The organism is Streptomyces goshikiensis (assembly GCF_014650555.1).
Classification (GTDB): Bacteria; Actinomycetota; Actinomycetes; order Streptomycetales; family Streptomycetaceae; genus Streptomyces; species Streptomyces goshikiensis.
Genome location: NZ_BMVE01000002.1, coordinates 150,025 through 167,456 on the forward strand (window position 1 = coordinate 150,025; position 17,432 = coordinate 167,456).

9 protein-coding genes are annotated in these 17,432 nt (G+C 69.2%); 5 read left to right on the top strand and 4 right to left on the bottom strand.

Annotated elements, in window-relative coordinates; genetic code table 11:
• Nucleotides 1-20: 20 nt before the first annotated feature.
• Nucleotides 21-440, top strand: coding sequence for an OB-fold nucleic acid binding domain-containing protein (locus IE248_RS06125; RefSeq protein ID WP_073777162.1), 420 nt, complete (start codon nt 21-23; stop codon nt 438-440).
• A 3-nt stretch (nt 441-443) separates the two neighbouring features.
• Nucleotides 444-1,181, top strand: a complete 738-nt coding sequence (locus IE248_RS06130) for a DUF3159 domain-containing protein (RefSeq protein ID WP_037798277.1) — start codon at nt 444-446, stop codon at nt 1,179-1,181.
• An 84-nt stretch (nt 1,182-1,265) separates the two neighbouring features.
• On the opposite strand, the gene IE248_RS06135 is transcribed toward IE248_RS06130, so the two are convergent.
• A complete protein-coding gene (locus tag IE248_RS06135; protein ID WP_008741344.1) occupies nt 1,266-1,928 on the bottom strand; it encodes a potassium channel family protein in 663 nt (220 codons plus the stop codon).
• Nucleotides 1,925-2,593, bottom strand: coding sequence for a potassium channel family protein (locus IE248_RS06140; protein WP_073796382.1), 669 nt, complete (start codon nt 2,591-2,593; stop codon nt 1,925-1,927). Before IE248_RS06140 ends, IE248_RS06135 begins: the two co-directional genes overlap by 4 nt.
• Before the next feature lie 199 nt (nt 2,594-2,792).
• Between IE248_RS06140 and IE248_RS06145 the strand changes: the two genes are divergently transcribed.
• From IE248_RS06145 to IE248_RS06155, 3 genes are all read left to right on the top strand, one after another.
• Nucleotides 2,793-4,841 (top strand): APC family permease, encoded by a 2,049-nt coding sequence (locus tag IE248_RS06145; protein ID WP_073796383.1) that lies wholly within the window; start codon nt 2,793-2,795, stop codon nt 4,839-4,841.
• Between the two features lie 117 nt (nt 4,842-4,958).
• Complete coding sequence (locus tag IE248_RS06150; protein WP_190030122.1) at nt 4,959-6,290, top strand: class I SAM-dependent RNA methyltransferase; 1,332 nt, start codon at nt 4,959-4,961, stop codon at nt 6,288-6,290.
• Nucleotides 6,291-6,917: 627 nt separating this feature from the next.
• Nucleotides 6,918-8,126, top strand: a complete 1,209-nt coding sequence (locus tag IE248_RS06155) for a hypothetical protein (RefSeq protein WP_190030123.1) — start codon at nt 6,918-6,920, stop codon at nt 8,124-8,126.
• Between the two features lie 70 nt (nt 8,127-8,196).
• Here the strand turns inward: IE248_RS06155 and IE248_RS06160 are convergent, their stop codons facing one another.
• Nucleotides 8,197-10,428, bottom strand: coding sequence for a UvrD-helicase domain-containing protein (locus IE248_RS06160; RefSeq protein ID WP_190030124.1), 2,232 nt, complete (start codon nt 10,426-10,428; stop codon nt 8,197-8,199).
• Nucleotides 10,425-17,360, bottom strand: coding sequence for a DEAD/DEAH box helicase (locus IE248_RS06165; RefSeq protein WP_190030125.1), 6,936 nt, complete (start codon nt 17,358-17,360; stop codon nt 10,425-10,427). Before IE248_RS06165 ends, IE248_RS06160 begins: the two co-directional genes overlap by 4 nt.
• Nucleotides 17,361-17,432: the final 72 nt, after the last annotated feature.

Genomic DNA, 17,432 nt, shown 5'->3' on the forward strand with positions numbered 1-17,432 from the left:
GGCGCCGGTAGGCTTCCTCTATGAGTGCTGAACCGCGTCCCGAGAAGCCCGCGAAACCGGCAAGGCCGGCGGGCCGGTTCCGCCGGATGATAGAGCGGCTGTCCACCTCGCAGGAGGAGCTGCATTCGGCGGAGCTGCAAGAGGCCGCAGAAGCCGCGGGGTGCACGCGGATCTGCGACTCGCACGACCGCCAGATAGTCAAGGTGACCGGAACCCTGCGCACCGTGACCCTGCGGCCGCGGGCGGGCGTACCGGCCCTGGAGGCGGAGCTCTTCGACGGCTCCGCCGCACTGGACGTGGTGTGGCTCGGACGTCGCTCGATCGTGGGAATCGAACCGGGGCGGCGCATGATCGCCTCCGGACGGATCTCGATGAGCCATGGGCGCCGGGTGCTCTTCAACCCGAAGTACGAACTCCGACCGCTCGGACAGGAGCAGTAACCGGTGACGTCATTCGACAAACCGATCACCCCGGACCCCGCCGGAGAGCCTTCCGAGGACCAGAAGGCCGTGACCCAGGCAGCGCTCTTCGACGCGTTCGGAGGCATCCGGGGCACCGTGGAGACGATGCTGCCCGGGCTGCTCTTCGTGATGATCTACACGATCAACAAGGACGTGAGGATGTCCGCCATCGCGGCGGGCGGCGTCGCGGTCCTGCTCGTGATCGTGCGGCTGCTGCGCAAGGACACCGTCAAGCACGCCTTCAGCGGCGTCTTCGGCGTCGGCGTCGGCGTGGCCTTCGCCCTCTTCACCGGCTCCGCCAAGGGCTTCTACCTGCCGGGCATGATCTACGGCGCCGGCCTCGGCGTGGCGTTCACGCTGTCCGCGCTGGTCGGCTTCCCGCTGCTCGGCGTGGTCCTGGGGCCGGTGTTCAAGGAGAACCTGTCCTGGCGCACCCGCAACCCCGGGCGCAAGAAGGCGTACACCAAGGCCAGCCTGGCCTGGGGCATCATCTTCCTCGCCAAGTACGCGATCCTCTTCCCGCTGTACTGGTGGGGTGACGCGACGCAGCTGGGCTGGGTGCTGATCGCGCTGAAGCTCCCGCCGATGGTGCTCGCGGTGTACTTCACCTGGGTGTTCCTGGCGAAGGCGCCGCCGCCGATCGACGTGATCGCGGAGTGGGAGGCCAAGGAGGAGGCCGAGAAGGCCGCCGAGAGGGCCCGCAGGTCCGCGGCCGGATAAGGCGCTCCTTCACGGGCGAACGAAAGGGGCGGGGCGGCCGATCGGCCGCCCCGCCCCTTTCGCGTGCTCGCGTGCCGCGCCGTGTCAGTTGCGGGCCTGGAGGAGGTCCTCCAACTGCTCCTCGCGGGCCTGGGCGGCCACGAAGAGGAGCTCGTCGCCCGGCTCCAGGGTCTCCTCGCCGTGCGGGGTGAGCACCCGGTTGCCCCGGATGATCGTGACGAGCGAGGTGTCCTCGGGCCAGGAGATCTCGCTGATCTGGGTGCCCGCGACCGAGGAGTCGGCCGGCAGGGTCAGTTCGACGAGGTTGGCGTCGCCGTGGCTGAAGCGCAGCAGCCGCACCAGGTCGCCGACGCTCACGGCCTCCTCGACCAGCGCCGACATCAGGCGCGGGGTCGAGACGGCGACGTCGACGCCCCAGGACTCGTTGAAGAGCCACTCGTTCTTGGGGTTGTTGACCCGCGCCACGACGCGGGGGACCCCGTACTCGGTCTTGGCCAGCAGCGAGACGACCAGGTTGACCTTGTCGTCGCCCGTCGCGGCGATGACCACGTTGCAGCGCTGCAGCGCGGCCTCGTCCAGCGAGGTGATCTCGCAGGCGTCGGCCAGCAGCCACTCGGCCTGCGGCACCCGCTCCACCGAGATGGCGGTCGGCGCCTTGTCGACCAGCAGCACCTCGTGGCCGTTCTCCAGCAGCTCGCCCGCGATGGAGCGACCCACGGCGCCGGCTCCGGCGATCGCGACCCTCATGCGTGTGCCTCCTCGGGACCCTCTGCGAGAGCCTCCTCGACCTTGGCGATCTCGTCCGTACGCATCATCACGTGGACGAGGTCGCCCTCCTGCAGCACGGTCTGGGAGGTCGGCAGCATCGCCTCGCCCAGCCGGGTGAGGAAGGCCACGCGCACGCCGGTCTCCTCCTGCAGCTTGCTGACCTTGTGCCCGATCCAGGCGGCGGACGTGTGCACCTCGGCGAGCTGGACGCCGCCGCTCGGGTCGCGCCACAGCGGCTCCGCGCCCGAGGGCAGCAGCCGGCGCAGCATCTGGTCGGCGGTCCACCGCACGGTCGCGACGGTGGGGATGCCGAGCCGCTGGTAGACCTCGGCGCGCTTGGGGTCGTAGATGCGGGCCGCGACGTTCTCGACGCCGAACATCTCGCGGGCCACGCGGGCAGCGATGATGTTGGAATTGTCACCACTGCTGACTGCCGCGAAGGCGCCCGCCTCCTCGATTCCGGCCTCCCGCAGGGTGTCCTGGTCGAAGCCGACGCCGGTGACCCGGCGGCCGCCGAAACCGGCGCCCAGCCGGCGGAATGAGGTGGGGTCCTGGTCGACGACGGCGACCGTATGCCCCTGCTGTTCCAGGGTCTGCGCGAGGGCGGAGCCCACTCTTCCGCAGCCCATGATGACGATGTGCACGGCCGTCCTTCCGGCTGCCAGCGGCGCGCTGGTTCCCAGCCTCATTGCATGCTCTGGCTTAACAGGGTCTCAGACCATGGCCCAAGCTACACACGGGCGGTCACCCACGGGGCTTCTTGCGGTGCAGTCGGGGCCTCATTGCCCTGGATATGGGGTGGGGGGTTCGTCAGGCCGATTTCGAACGCTTACGATCCTCTGCGTGTCCAAACTGACCGACGTGCCCAAACGGATCCTGATCGGCAGGGCGCTACGCAGCGACCGCCTCGGAGAAACACTCCTCCCCAAGCGGATCGCCCTTCCTGTCTTCGCGTCCGACCCGCTCTCCTCGGTGGCCTACGCCCCCGGCGAGGTCCTGCTGGTCCTGTCGATCGCGGGCGTGTCGGCGTACCACTTCAGCCCCTGGATCGCGCTCGCGGTCGTCGTGCTGATGTTCACCGTGGTCGCCTCCTACCGCCAGAACGTCCACGCCTACCCGAGCGGCGGCGGTGACTACGAGGTCGCCAACACCAACCTCGGGCCCAAGGCCGGTCTCACCGTGGCCAGCGCCCTGCTCGTCGACTACGTCCTCACCGTCGCGGTGTCGATCTCTTCCGGAGTCGAGAACCTCGGCTCCGCCGTTGATTTCGTCATTGAGCACAAGGTGCTCTCCGCGACGATCATGATTTTGCTCCTCACGCTGATGAATCTGCGCGGCGTGAAGGAATCCGGGAAGCTCTTCGCCATCCCGACCTACGTTTTCGTCGGCGCCGTCTTCGTGATGATCGCCTGGGGCGCTTGGCGCGGCCTCGTCATGGGCGATTCCATGGAAGCCCCGACCGCCGGTCTGGAAATCAAGGCCGAACACCAGGGGCTGGCCGGCTTCGCGCTGGTGTTCCTGCTGCTCCGGGCCTTCTCCTCCGGATGTGCCGCACTGACCGGCGTCGAGGCCATCAGCAACGGCGTCCCCGCCTTCCGCAAGCCCAAGAGCAAGAACGCGGCCACCACCCTCGCCCTCATGGGCATCCTGGCGGTCACCATGTTCTGCGGGATCATCGGCCTGGCCATGGCCACCGACGTGAAGATGGCCGAGGCGCCCGCGACGAACCTGCTGGACAACGGCGTCCCCGTCGGTCCCGACTTCGTCCAGCACCCCGTGATCTCCCAGGTCGCCGAGGCCGTCTTCGGCAACGGCAGCTTCCTGTTCATCGTGCTCGCGACCGCCACCGCGCTCGTGCTGTTCCTGGCCGCGAACACCGCGTACAACGGCTTCCCGCTGCTCGGCTCGATCCTCGCCCAGGACCGCTACCTGCCGCGCCAGCTGCACACCCGGGGCGACCGGCTCGCGTTCTCCAACGGCATCGTGCTGCTCGCGGGCGCCGCGATCCTGCTGGTCTGGATCTACGACGCCGACTCGACCAAGCTGATCCAGCTCTACATCGTCGGCGTGTTCGTCTCCTTCACGCTGAGCCAGATCGGCATGGTCCGGCACTGGAACCGCCACCTGCGCTCCGAGCAGGACCAGGCCGCCCGCAGCCGGATGAAGCGTTCCCGCGCGATCAACACCTTCGGCGCCTTCTTCACCGGCCTGGTGCTGGTCGTCGTACTGGCCACCAAGTTCACCCACGGCGCGTGGGTCGCGCTGCTCGGCATGGTGATCTTCTACGGCACGATGACCGCGATCCGGAAGCACTACGACCGGGTGGCCGACGAGATCGCCGCCGCCGAGGGCCCCAGCGACGACAGCGTGCGCCCCTCCCGGGTCCACTCGATCGTCCTCGTCTCGAAGGTCCACAAGCCCACCCTGCGGGCCCTGGCCTTCGCCAAGCTGACGCGCTCGGACACCCTGGAGGCCGTGAGCATCAGCGTCGACGCCGCCGAGACCAAGGTGCTGCGCGAGGAGTGGGAGCGGCGCGGGATCAACGTCCCGCTGAAGATCCTCGACTCCCCGTACCGCGAGATCACCCGGCCGGTCGTGGAGTACGTGAAGGGGCTGCGCAGCGAGAACCCGCGCGACGCCGTCAGCGTGTACATCCCCGAGTACGTCGTCGGCCGCTGGTACGAGCACCTGCTGCACAACCAGAGCGCGCTGCGGCTCAAGGGCCGGCTGCTCTTCACCCCCGGCGTGATGGTCACCTCGGTGCCGTACCAGCTGGAGTCCTCGGAACTCGCGAAGCGGCGGGCGAAGAAGCGGGCCGAGTGGAACGCGCCGGGCGCGGTGCGCCGCGGGCCGGTGGACACCCCGCGGCCGCGGGACCCGGCGGGCAAGTAGCCGTACGCGGCCTCGGAGCAGGTTGGTGAACGGCCGGACGAGATCCACGTAAACTGGTGGGTCGGTCGTCCGGCCGTTCGCATTTTTGATCATTCTTAGCCTTGGAGCCTCCCCGCCATGACGGAGCAGAACGAGAAGCAGTCACTGGTCGGGGAGGAGTACGAGGTCGAGGTCGGCCCCGTCGCGCACGGCGGCCACTGCATCGCCCGTACCGCCGAGGGCCGGGTCCTGTTCGTCCGCCACACCCTGCCCGGCGAGAAGGTCGTCGCGAAGGTCACCGAGGGCGACGTGGACTCCCGCTTCCTGCGCGCCGACGCGATCACCGTGCTCGACGCCTCCAAGGACCGCGTCCCGGCCCCCTGCCCGTTCGCCGGCCCCGGCAAGTGCGGCGGCTGCGACTGGCAGCACGCCAAGCCGGGCGCCCAGCGCCGGCTCAAGGGCGAGGTCGTCGCCGAGCAGCTGAAGCGGCTCGCCGGGCTCACCCCGGAGGAGGCCGGCTGGGACGGCACCGTCATGCCGGCCGAGGGCGACAAGCTGCCGGCGGGCCAGGTCCCGCAGTGGCGCACCCGCGTCCAGTTCGCGATCGACGAGGACGGCAACGCGGGCCTGCGCAAGCACCGCTCGCACGACATCGAGCTGATCGACCACTGCATGATCGCGGCGCCGGGCGTCAGCGAGCTGGGCATCGAGAAGCAGGACTGGCCCCAGATGGCCTCGGTCGAGGCGATCGCCGCCTCCGGCTCCAACGACCGCCAGGTCGTCCTGACCCCCCGCCCGGGCGGCCGGCTCCCCCTCGTGGAGCTCGACAAGCCGGTCTCGGTCCTGCGGGTCGAGGAGAAGGACGGCGGCGTCCACCGCGTCCACGGCCGCCCCTTCGTCCGCGAGCGCGCCGACGGCCGTACGTACCGCGTCGGCATGGGCGGCTTCTGGCAGGTCCACCCGCAGGCCGCTGACACCCTGATCAAGGCCGTCATGCAGGGCCTGATGCCGCGCAAGGGCGAGATGGCCCTCGACCTCTACTGCGGCGTCGGCATCTTCGCGGGCGCCCTCGCCGAACGCCTGGGCGAGACGGGCGCGGTCCTCGGCATCGAGTCCACGAAGCGCGCCGTCGAGGACGCCCGGCACAACCTGGAGGACTTCCCCCGGGTCCGCATCGAGCAGGGCAAGGTCGAGGCGATCCTGCCCAAGACCGGCATCACGGAGTGCGACCTCGTCGTCCTCGACCCCCCGCGCGCCGGCGCCGGCAAGCAGACCGTCCGCCACATCGCCGGCCTCTCGGCCCGCCGCATCGCCTACGTCGCCTGCGACCCGGCGGCCCTGGCCCGCGACCTGGGCTACTTCAAGGACCACGGCTACAAGGTCCGCACCCTCCGCGTCTTCGACCTCTTCCCAATGACCCATCATGTCGAGTGTGTCGCGATCCTTGAACCCATTGGAAAGGGCATCTGACCTGCGGGTTAGGTCAATGTGCGTTATGGGCGCTGTGTGCGTTGTGGGCGATATCTTGACGCTGATTCGACGCTCGTGACGCACGTTTGACGCACGCGATCGGAGAATCCTGACGCTCCATCAACAATGGATGGGTGGGGGGTGCCTCCCGTGGCAGCTTGTGATCTTGCCGAGGTAGGTGCCCTTCCGGGTGCCGGGCGGTCGGCTCGGTCTGTGTTGGGATCACACTCTGGCTGGTCTCGCTGAACACACTCCGTGACATTGTCAGGGTGCCTCGCTTCAAGAAGCCGAGCCCGTGGGGGGCCATCCGTGCGGGAACGGCTGGAGATCGTCGGCGCGAGGTTCGGGAATACCCGGCAGGCAGAGCGTCCCGTTGAGTGGGTCCAGTCGCTGTACGTGGCCCGACGCCCGAGGTCCGAGCGATCCATGCCTCGGATCCGCCCGTCTCCGCACCAGTCGGCAGGTCAAGTTGTGTGGGCATTGGAGGTCGCCGATGCAGCACCATCCCATCGGCCCGGCCACAACTTGGGGCGCGACCGAGGCGGTTGCCTTCTATGTGGATTCGCACTGTTGTCCGTGGGCGGCTTCCTTCTGTGGATGTCCCGTACGCCTGTCACTCTGCTCTACATGACGTGGACGGTGTTCAAGGACATCACCTTCGACTGGGGTGCCTGGACCTTCTTCGAGGCCATGTGGATCAGCCTTTTCTGGTCTACGCGTTCCCGTGTACTGGGCCGCGCGGTGTACTGGCTCCCCGGTATCCGCCGTGTGCGGCGCCGGGCGCACGAGCGGCGTGTTGATGCGCTGCTGACCGAGCTGGAGCGGCAGGGCGTACCAGAGAGCGGCAGACCGAATAGGGGCCAGCTCGTGCAGAGGTGGCACCGGATCACCGTCGGCCGGTACGCCTCCGTTCCATTCCTGGTAGGCCCGGTCCTTGTCGTCGTCGGGCCCTTCCTGCCGCTGAGGCCGGCTCCGGACGGAACCACGGTCACGTCCTTGTGGATGTTCGCCGGTCTCGGTGCGTACGGCGCCGTGTCCATCGGCCTCATGGCTGCCGACGAACTGGCTTGCCTGGCTTCTGACGCGGCCGGTCTAGCTGCGACAAGGGCCGCCCTCTTTTTGGAGGTGCTGTTGCTGCCGAGCCGGGGGTGGGCCCAGGGCTCGGCGCTTGACACTCATGGCAAGGCCTTCCGCCGGCTGTGCCATGCTCTGCGCGCCCAAGCCAAACATTCGACACGCGAGCTGTCGTCGACCGAGCGCGAGCGGGCCAGGAGAGAGACGGAACGACTGATTGCCGTGCTCGCTCAGCACAATGAGAACTGTCTCTTCGCCGAAGGGGACGAGCGTGCAAGGGTCGTGCAAGAACTGGCGCATCTCGTCTCCGACGCTTTGCGGCACAGCAGTCATCCCCTCGAACAGCGCGGCAGCGTCGTCGTCGTGAGTGCACACCTGCTCGTCGATGCCCCCTTGCCGGGTGTCACAGCCACGGCGGCCGCAGACTTGCCGCGAAATCGGCTGATGCGCGGAGCGGGTTGGCTGGGGACGGCCCTGGCCCTCTTCCTGGGGGCGGTCGTCCTTCCGGGTGGTGGGGCCGCCACGGATGTGCTGGTGGTCGCAGGCCTGCTGAGCATCGCAATCGTCTGTCCCCCGCTGCGAGAGGTCTTGGGGCGGGCCATGGCCGGGTCTTCAGGCGCTGCGCTGCCCGGTGGAGAACCACGAACGGCGCCGGGGGCGGAGCACCCGTTGCCGCAGGACTCAGCTTCCCCGCCGTCCGCGCCACCCTGTCCCGGCTGTGCCGGTCACTCGCCCATGGCCGCGGGAGCACGGCCGGGGTGAGAAGCCCTCCGGGCTGTGAGGGAACGAGGGCCCCGAGGGCACCTCTTCCCCACCGCGCGGATACCGCCCCCTACACGTGTCCCGTCAACGAGGGTCCCAAGAAGGGACTGGGGGTGGCGTGCCAGAAGATGTCCACACTGTCCCGGGCCCGCGTGACTGCCACGAACAGCAAGGAGCGCGCTCGCTGCATCTCGTGGCGGAAGCGCACCGGATCGCTGGTGCGCAACTGGTTCACCGCATCGCGGGGGACCAAACCGTCCGAGACTCCGGCGATGATCATTCGCTGATACTCCAGCCCCTTGAACCGGAACATCGTGCCGATGTGTACTCCGCCGTCGCCGCTGGGCCCCTCAGCACGGATTTCCACCGCACGGATGCCGTGCTGCCCGAGCGTACCGGCGACCTCGGTCGCCATCTGGTTCGTCGGCACGCAGATCGCGATCTGCTCGTGGGGAATGGCCAATTCGGGACTTTCATCCCATTTCTTGATGAGCGCCGTGATGCCCTCGCGCTCCTGAGCCCAGTCGGGGTAGGGGTGCCGGGCCGGAGGTCGTCCGCTGAGCACGGAGCGGTAGCCGGCCAACGTCTCCTGGCTGCCGTCGAGGTCGTCGTACTCCGTATCGCCCAATACGTCGAGAGCGGAACGCAGGTTCTGACGCGTGGTGCGGTAGTTCAGGCTCAGCTTCGACGAGCGGCCGCGAATGCTGATGCCCAGGCTTCCCAGCGTCACTTGGTTCTTGTAGATGCGCTGGTGGGTGTCGCCCACGAGGAAGAGATCGTCGGCTTCGCGCGGGGTCATGGCACGCAGCATCTTCCAATGCGCGGGCCGCAGGTCCTGTGCCTCGTCCACGACGATGTGCCGGTACCGGTAGCGCAGCCAACCTCCTGAACCGTCCTGGAGATGGATGTTGTCAAGCCCGCCCACCTCCTCCCGCTGACGTGCGATGGAGAGGATGCGCTGTTCGCGACCGATCTCCAGCCGCGCGGCACGCTCGGCCACCTGGTCCCAGGTCTGCCGTCCGAGGCGGTCGAGCCTCTGGGTGAAGCGTTCCGCGAGCTGCCAGACCTCGGCACGCTCGCCCCGGGTGATGCTCCGGCCTCGACCGGCACGGCGGGCACGGAAGTAGTCGGCGCGGGTGGCGACGGCTTGGCCGAGGATCACCTGGGTCCATTCGTCATGCAGGAACTCGGGGTCCCAGCCGTCTTCCCCCAACTCGTCCAAGAGGGCCCGCCACTCACGGACGGCCTGGCTGTCGTCTATTGCCCGCTTGCTACTGCCGGGTTCCGCCTCCCGCACGGTGCGCAAGGCCAACTGGTCAACGTGGCTCACGTCGACTCGGGCCACGAGCTCTTCACCACCCAAGTCCAAGAGCCGGGAGCGTAGATCTGCGGCGAGGTTCTTGTTGTACGTGGTCAAGAGGACCGGCTTGTCACGACCGGGCGGCAAGCGGCGCACGAGGTGACGCACCCGGTGCAGTGCGACGATGGTCTTGCCGGTGCCCGGGCCGCCTCCGACCCGGGCCGGACCCGAGTAGCGCCGCTCCACGAGCTTGGCCTGTGTGGGGTGGAGGAAGACCTTCCAGCGCCCGAAGTCGCCACCCTCCAGCGCCTCTCGGAGGGCTTCGTCAGAAGTGGTCACTACCGTGGCCGGACGCTGGGCAGCCGCCTGAAAGTCGTCAGTGTCGACGGGCTCGGTGGCAGCGACGGGGGTCGTCACTTGATCGAGGACCTCGACGAACGACTTGCCGTCGAAGAGGGCCAGGAGGACCTCACCCGTGAGCTGGGGGGCGTACTCGATCAGCCCGAGCAGCTGGTCCACGGTGGTGAGGGCACGGATGACCGGCAGCAAAGGTTCGGCGACGCCCAGATCCGACAGCTGGACGTCGGACCAGTCGGCGAAGAGCTCCTGGGGCTTGACCGGTACTGCTGCCGCGGCAGGTGGCGGGAGACGCCGCAGGACGCTCTCTTCCACCACCTCCAGGTCGACGTACTCGATACCGCCGGTGATCTGGTTGACCCCGTAGGACAGGCGGTCGTAAAGGTCTTCGTAGTGCTTTACGGAGACGATCAGCCAGTCGTCCTCCGCGAGCTTGAGCAGCAGGGCGCGGTAGTCGTCACCGACGCGTGCCGACCACAGCTTGCTGTCACCCTTGAGCTGCTGGAGTTTGAGGGTCGTGGTGTACGGGTTCTCCTTGAACTTGTGCTGGAAGTCGAAGAAGGCGCCCTTGACCGTGCGGGGGAGTCTGAGGATCTCCTTGTCGGCCTTGTCGAGCAGGCGCAGTGTCACGCCCGAGGTGTTCATCGCCCGTGCTCCCCGTTGTCGGTGCTCTTGCGGTTCTCGTTCTGCCCGGTCAAACGGGCAAGTAGGTCGGCAGCGTCCCAGGCCGTGGCAGGGCGCGCTTCCCAGCCGGCTGCCGCGAATGCGGCGTCCCGGTCGGCGGACTCGTAGTCGGGTTCTGTGGCGTCCGGGCCGCTGGAGCGCGGTGCCAGGACCACTGCGATACGGACGGCAGGCCAGGCCAGTTCTGCCTGCCAACCTCGCTCGTCGAGCTCGTAGCCGTCCCGAGGAACGGGCACGCCCGCGTCGGCCAGCGTCCGTGCGAGGGCGACGAGCCCGGTCTCGTCCGCATCGAGATACTCCAGCACCTGCTCCCAGGCCGGATCGCGTCCCACGACCGGGGTTGCGGGCGGCTCGGAGGTGGCGGTGGTTCGTTCGTTGTCGCGGACAGCGCCGACTTCCACGGCAGCGGCCGTCGCGGAGCCGACCAGAGAAGGCTCTGCCGCCGGGGTCGCGATCCGAGTGGAAGGCAGCCATCCATCGCCACCGGTCACGGTGAGCACATCGGTGGCGAACCCGTCGAGCTGGCTTCCGGTGAGCTGCACACTGTCGCCCCCACCGTGGTCCAGGAACTGGAAGATGTTGCTCCAGTACAACCATCCCCGCCAGCGGCGTCGATGCACCTTCGTATCGGCCAAGGCAGCCGCGCTGTCGTCCAAGACCGCTAGTCCGGTCCACACGGGCGGGGTACGCCTGCCGTCCGCGGCCAGGACGAGGTGGCAGCCGGAAGCATCCGGCCCGTGGAGGAGCCGGATGGGTCCTGCAGAGCCCGTGACTGTGCTGCGTCGCAGGGCGTTCAGGATGCCGGCACCGACGTCTTCGCCGCCGAGTGCGGCGCCGCGGACGCCATCCGTTCCGATCAGCCCGGCGGCAGCGGCTTCGGCCCGTCGCTGCCAGCGCAAAGGGTCGGGCGAGCGCAGGTAGGCCAGCAGGAGCCGGGCCGGGTTGACCCACACGATGTCGGACAGCTCACCGGGGAGCCCCTTGCCGACCCGGCTGTAGTAGTCGCGCGCCCGGTTCTGCGCATCCGTTCCGTACGGCTCCCAGACCGGGTCCACCGGTCCCGCTCCCGCATAGCCGGTGTCGCGGACGCGCTCGCGCCATTCCTTGACGTCGTCGTACGTCAATTGGAAAACACGCTGCCCCTTGGCCCGCAGACCGGTCCGCTTGGTGGCGTCGTCGGCCAGCCGGTTGTGTACGGGGGTCGCGTGATAGGTGAAACCATCGAGGTACACGGCGACCCGCGGGCTCGGCGCGTCGAGGCGTTCCAGGAGTATGTCGGGCCGAGTTCCGTCCAGGGAGCGCTGCTGCGAGACACGCCAGCTCACGGTCTTGCCCTCGGTGGTTGTCAGCCTCAGGTCCAGGGCGTACGTACCCGCCGACGTGGTGTACGCGTTCGCGGATGCCTGGGACTCGGACAGTCTCGCCCAGTCCTGGAGGGTGTCGATGAACATGATCTCAAGGTCGCTCTCCGCCTGTCGCTCCAGCGGAATGTGCCGGGTCGTCTCCACGGGCGAGGTGCGCCAGCGCTCCCCGTCCGAACCCAGCAGGTCGTCCAGCATCTGCCGGACTTCGTTGCGGCTGACCTTGTCGTAGTCGGCCGCCGGAACGCGCCGCAGCAGGCACTGATGGCAGCCGTCCAGGCCCTTCTCGAGGCACCCGCAGCGCTCGATGACGTCGCGCGCCTTGAGGAGCACATCCCGGAACCCTTCGGCGGAGGCGAGCCGGTGCAGGTAGCCGGTGCCCCCGGGGAGACGGTCGTAGACCACGAGGAAGCGCCGCGGCCAGTCGGATCCGTCGGCACCCGCGTGGTCGGGCATCGTCGCCTCGGCGATGTCGATGTGGTCCGGGTCGCCCCCGTACTGCGCGGCGATCCCCGCGAACAAGGCGGCGGTGAAGGACGCCAGCCGCTCCTTGGCCCGGGCCACGGAGGCGGGAAGGAGGACGCGTACCGCCTCGGTGCTCAGTTCGTGGGCGAGGAGGAGCGGTACGTCCTGTCCGTTGCCCTGCTTCTCGCCCGCACCGGCCGCGGAAGCTCCCTTGACCCGGCGGCGGGGGCACCACAGCAGGTGGTGCGCTGCTGCCGGAAGGCTCGTGGCACCCGACTCCGTCAGCGCGTGCTGCGCCACGTCCACCACAGGACGCCCCTCTGCCGTCGCTCCTCCACAACTGGTGCAGACATAGAAGGGATTGAGCCGGACGTCCACGCCGGCCAGCGGTGCGGTACTGCTTCCTTCCTCGCGGTCGAGCCCCAGGTTGAAGGTCCGGATCTTCGCCTGGCGGGTGAAGTCCACCCCGAACACGGCCGTCTCGTGCCTCCAGGAACCTGGGGAGATCCGCTCGGGGTCGATGTCGACCGTCGTCAGTACCGCGTAGTGCCGACGGTCCCGCTCGTCGCGGTCGTCGCGGACCCGGGCGTCGTCGCGCTTGTCCCGGGCGATGACCCGCCGCGGCTGGAGCACGTACTGCACACAACCCGCATCGGCGATCTCCCGCCCACCGCAGCGGGAGCACGGACTCGTGTCGTCCTTCGCGTTGGGGGTGGTACGGGCGTACCCGCACGACGGGCAGAGCCGCCAGACCGACCATGCCCTGCGGTCGGGGGTGCCGACGTCGAGGGCGCGCACGATGTGCCGGTAGCCGTTGACGTAGAAGCTGTTGCCGGGAGCAAGCTCCGTCAGGGCCAGCTTGCGGGAGCGCTCGTAGTCGCGGGTCTCGCTGCGGTATACCTTGCCGGCCGCGTCCGCGGCGGCGGGCGCCGCTCGTACGCCCTCCTCGTCGTCCGGGGTCTCCGTCCAGTAGAGGGTCGCCTCCAGCTGGGTGGTGGTGTCGGTGAGGCTGTAGTTCGGCAGCAGACCCAGCTCCACGAGGGTGCCGTGGGCACTGGACTGGCTCAGCTCACGCAGCACGACCCCGGCGCTGCGCCGCTCGGCGATCAGCTCCCGGCGCTCGCGGTCCTGCACGGTGTCCGTCTTGACCAGGTGCTCGGCAGCCTCGTCGATCGCCGCGATCCTGCGCCGGAGCTCCTCGCGCCTCCCCGTCCAGTCCTCTTCAGCCTCCTGGAGGGCCCGGACGATCCCACCGGTGGCGTACGCCCTCAGCTCCTCCGCCGCATACGCGGAGACCCCCGCGCCGTCGGACGCGTCAGGTCCGCTGCCGTTGGGGAAGAGACCAAGAAACTCCTCGACCAGCGCGGCGCCGTGGGTCTGCGCCGCGTTCGCCAGGTCCTCGCACCAACCCGTGGTGCCGAACAGAGCCGAGGAGAGCCGGGGGACAGGAGCGAGCGTCTCGCCGTCCGAGGTACGCAGTTCACCGCGCGCCGCGAGGTCCAGTAGCCGCGCCGTGTACTGCCGCCGCAGGATCTCCACGGCGGACAGGTAGCAACCCGGAGGCAGGATCGTCCCGGCGATCATCTCGCGCGGCTCATCCAGGTAGTAGAGATCGCGGGCCCGGCGCCCGCCGAAGGCGACCACCAGGGCGTTGCCTGTCCGGCGGCCGGCCCGGCCCGCCCGCTGCACGTAGTTGGCGGGCCCGGCGGGCAGTGATCCGAGCAGGACGGCAGACAGTTCTCCGATGTCGATGCCGAGTTCCAGCGTCGGGGTGCACGACAGCACGTTGGGGTCGGTGTAGTGGGTGCCCGCCTTGAAACTGCGTTCGACGCGTTCGCGCTCCGGTCGGCTCAGCATGCCCGTGTGCTCCGCCGTGACCACCCGGAAGGTGCCGCCGGTCAGGTAGAGCCGACGGTAGTAGTCGCCGGTGTAGTCACGCTCGCGCACGGCCGAACCGAACCCGGCGGAGCTCGAACCACTGCGGGGCGTGCCGGGCTGGGGCGGCGTGAGCAGTCCCTTGCACCGGTAGCGGGGGCAGGGGTGCCCGTACCAGCGGGTGAGTCGCTCGGGCGGCAGGACCTGCTGCCAGCCGCAGTCCTCGCAGCTGACGAAGGCCTTGTTGACGACGGAGTCGTCGAGCAGCCGCACCTGGATGTGGCCGGGCTGCAGCCCGTAGATCCGGGTCTGGCGGTCGCTGGTCGTCCGTGCCGCGAGCACCCGTGCGTCGGCGAGGGCGGGGAGCAGCTTGCGCAGGTATTCCGTGGCGCCGGCCGCGTCCAGGTTCAGGCACCTGCGCGTCCAGTCCTGGTACCAGCCCAGCCGTCCGGTGATGGCGTCGAACTCGGACTTCTCCTTCTGCCCGTCCAGCAGGAACCGGGGGGGAGCGACACCTTCGGGGAAGGCGGGCATGCCGTCGGGCCTGCGTCCGGAGATGAGGTAGCGGTTCGTACCGGCTTCCTTCATCCACGTGTTGAGCCAGCGGTGGTGCACCGCACCGCGCAACCTGAGTCGCTCCAGGAGCCCGCGTACGTAGGCCAGGTAGCGCTCGGGTGTGGGCAGCCCGCCCGTGGCCAGGAGCTGGCCCGGCAGGGAGAGGTGGAGGTCGCGGGCGATGTCCGTGACCAGACCGGGCTCCTCCACGACGACCTCGGCCGCGGCGGTCCGCGTGAGCTCCAGAGTGCGCCCCATCCTGCTGCGCAGCCCGAATTCCATCACGGTGGCGAAGGCGAGGCGCTCCCCGATCAGCTTCCAGGTACGGGCATCACCGGTCCCGCGCCCTGACAGGAGCCGGTCGACTCCCGGCTCGTCGTGGAGATCGGGCGGTACGACGGCAGCCAGGGCATCCGGGTCGTCAACCGACTCCAGCACGTGACCGATGAGGTCGTTGAGCGCGGTGGGGGTTCCCGACTCGTCCAGATTGTGTGCGAGGAGGGATCGCAGTGAGAACTTGTACGAGGCATTGGCGACATAGCCGGCGCGGTGAGCCGCGTCCTGGGTGGAGTCGTTGAAGAGCAGCGTCTTGCGCTCTTCGGGAACAAGCGCGATGTCGCCGCCGGTGAACAGCTGCGTGACGGTGGCCGAGGCGAGAGCTGCCTGCGCCGTACCGAGGAACCGGATGCTGTTGTCGGTGTGGCAGGCCGGGCAGCGGTCGTCCTTGGCGTTCCGGTCGGCCGTCTTCTTGTCGAGCAGCGCGAGCGCGAACCAGGCATCGATCAGTTCGGTGGAGTCCGCGGACGTCGCCAGCCGGTACGTTCCCTGTCCGCCGTCCAGCACCACCACCGACAACGGATCGACTCCGCCGTCCGATGGCCGGGCCCCGGTCAGGGCGTCGAGTACCTGCTGACGCTCCCGCTGCGTGGCGGAGATGAAGTAGCGGATGCGCCGCTTGTCCCGGCCCACGGCGGCTCGCCAGATCTTGTCCTGCGCCATGACCAGCCGCTGGGGGTCGGTCTCGGGGGACAGTGCCGCCCAGCCGGAGCGTCCGCAGTTGCGGCAGTATACGGCGGGCAGGTGCACCTCGGCGGGGCGGACCGCCGTATCCGCCCCTGCCAGAGGCTGCGGGCGGCTCGCTGACGGCCAGCCGCCGGAGGACCCGTCAGGCTCTTCGTCGGCGAGGGGGGTGGCGTTCAGGGCGGCGCGGCGCGCGGCCGTCCGGTCGTCCTCGTACCAGCGGAACTCCGGGGACGGTCCTACGCCGCGCAGGACGCGGGTGACGGGCCGGACCCACAGGTGGGCTTCGATGTGCAGCAGCGGAAGAGGCCTGCGCTCGTCGGAGTCCGGGTTGCGTGCCGCCGACAGCAGGGCGACGAACCGGGACAGGGCCTGGAGCACGAGCTGCGGATTCTCCCGCGCGGTACGCGCCCAGGCATATCCGAACCGGGCGAGCCGGTCCCGTAGCTCCCACTCGTCCAATGGCTCCCCGCCGAGCAGTGACAGTACGCCCTGCGTGAAGTCGTGCCGCTTGAGCAGCCGCCCGAGACGGAAGGGGTCGAGGCCGGATCGGCCCAGCATCTTGGCGGCCAGGCCGTCCAGGTCCAGCAGCTCGGGCTGGGCCTCCACACCGGGACCGCCTGAGGCGGTGAGGACCTCCTGGGGTGTCGGAGGCTCGGGCAGCTCGTAGTCGACGTCGCCCGTGAACTCCTTGGCCGACATCCGCTCTTCCCCGACTACGGCGTCGGCCGGAAACGGCATCCCGAACACGCGCGCGGCGACGTCCAGGATGCCGCCGGCCTCCTTGCCGGCCGTGCCCTCCCCAAGGGTTGCCGACGTCGCGACGGGGCAGATCGCCCCGAGCGGCTTGCCGGGGCGGGAGGCGCCGGTTGCGGCGGCCAGGCGACGCAGCAGCATGGCCACGTCGGTGCCCTGGGCCCCGTCGTAGGTGTGGAACTCGTCGAGTACGACGTAGGTCAGGTCGGCGTCCTCCCACAGTGGGCGGTCCTCGCCGCGCTGGAGGAGGAGGTCGAGCATCTTGTAGTTCGTGATCAGGACATCGGGTGGCGTGACGCGCATTTCCTCGCGCCGGGTCATGACCCGGCGGAAGTCGGTGTCCGGCCGGTCACCGATGTAGAGGCCTGCAGTGACCTGAGTCAGCTCGGGCCGACTCAGGTAGTCGCCGATGCGGCCGGCCTGGTCGGTGGCAAGCGCGTTCATCGGGTACAGCAGGACCGCCTTGATGCCACGGTGGCCCTGGGCGCGCCGGCGGCGGCAGTGGTCGAGGACCGGGATGAGGAAGGACTCGGTCTTGCCGGAGCCGGTACCGGTGGTCACCAGCGTCGGCTGGGCGGGGCCGTGCAGGGTGGAGAGCCGGGTCCACGCCTTGGCCTGGTGCCGGTAGGGGGAGAAACCTGGGAACCCGGCCGTCCACTCCAATTCGCGCTGCCAGTCGTCGTCGGCAGTGTGGAAGGGGGTCCTGATCCGGAGGTAGGGGCCTCGGAAGATTCCCGTCTCGGGGTGGCCGAGGAAGCGCTCCAGCGCCCGCCGCGTGTCCTCGTCGGCGAGGGCGTACGTCGTCGTGAGGTACTGCGTCAGACTGCCGCGCAGCTGGGCGGCGGCCATGGTGGGCTTCACGGCGGTCCCCTTTGTCTTGCCTATGCCCTGATGATCAGTGCCACCGTATAAGGAAGTCCAGGCTTCAAGCTC

Bases quoted from the DNA above. Each gene is read 5' to 3' on its own strand.
- IE248_RS06125 (WP_073777162.1), top strand. From the start codon at position 21: ATGAGTGCTGAACCGCGTCCCGAGAAGCCCGCGAAACCGGCAAGGCCG.
- IE248_RS06135 (WP_008741344.1), bottom strand. From the start codon at position 1,928: ATGAGGGTCGCGATCGCCGGAGCCGGCGCCGTGGGTCGCTCCATCGCG.
- IE248_RS06150 (WP_190030122.1), top strand. From the start codon at position 4,959: ATGACGGAGCAGAACGAGAAGCAGTCACTGGTCGGGGAGGAGTACGAG.
- IE248_RS06155 (WP_190030123.1), top strand. From the start codon at position 6,918: ATGACGTGGACGGTGTTCAAGGACATCACCTTCGACTGGGGTGCCTGG.
- IE248_RS06160 (WP_190030124.1), bottom strand. From the start codon at position 10,428: ATGAACACCTCGGGCGTGACACTGCGCCTGCTCGACAAGGCCGACAAG.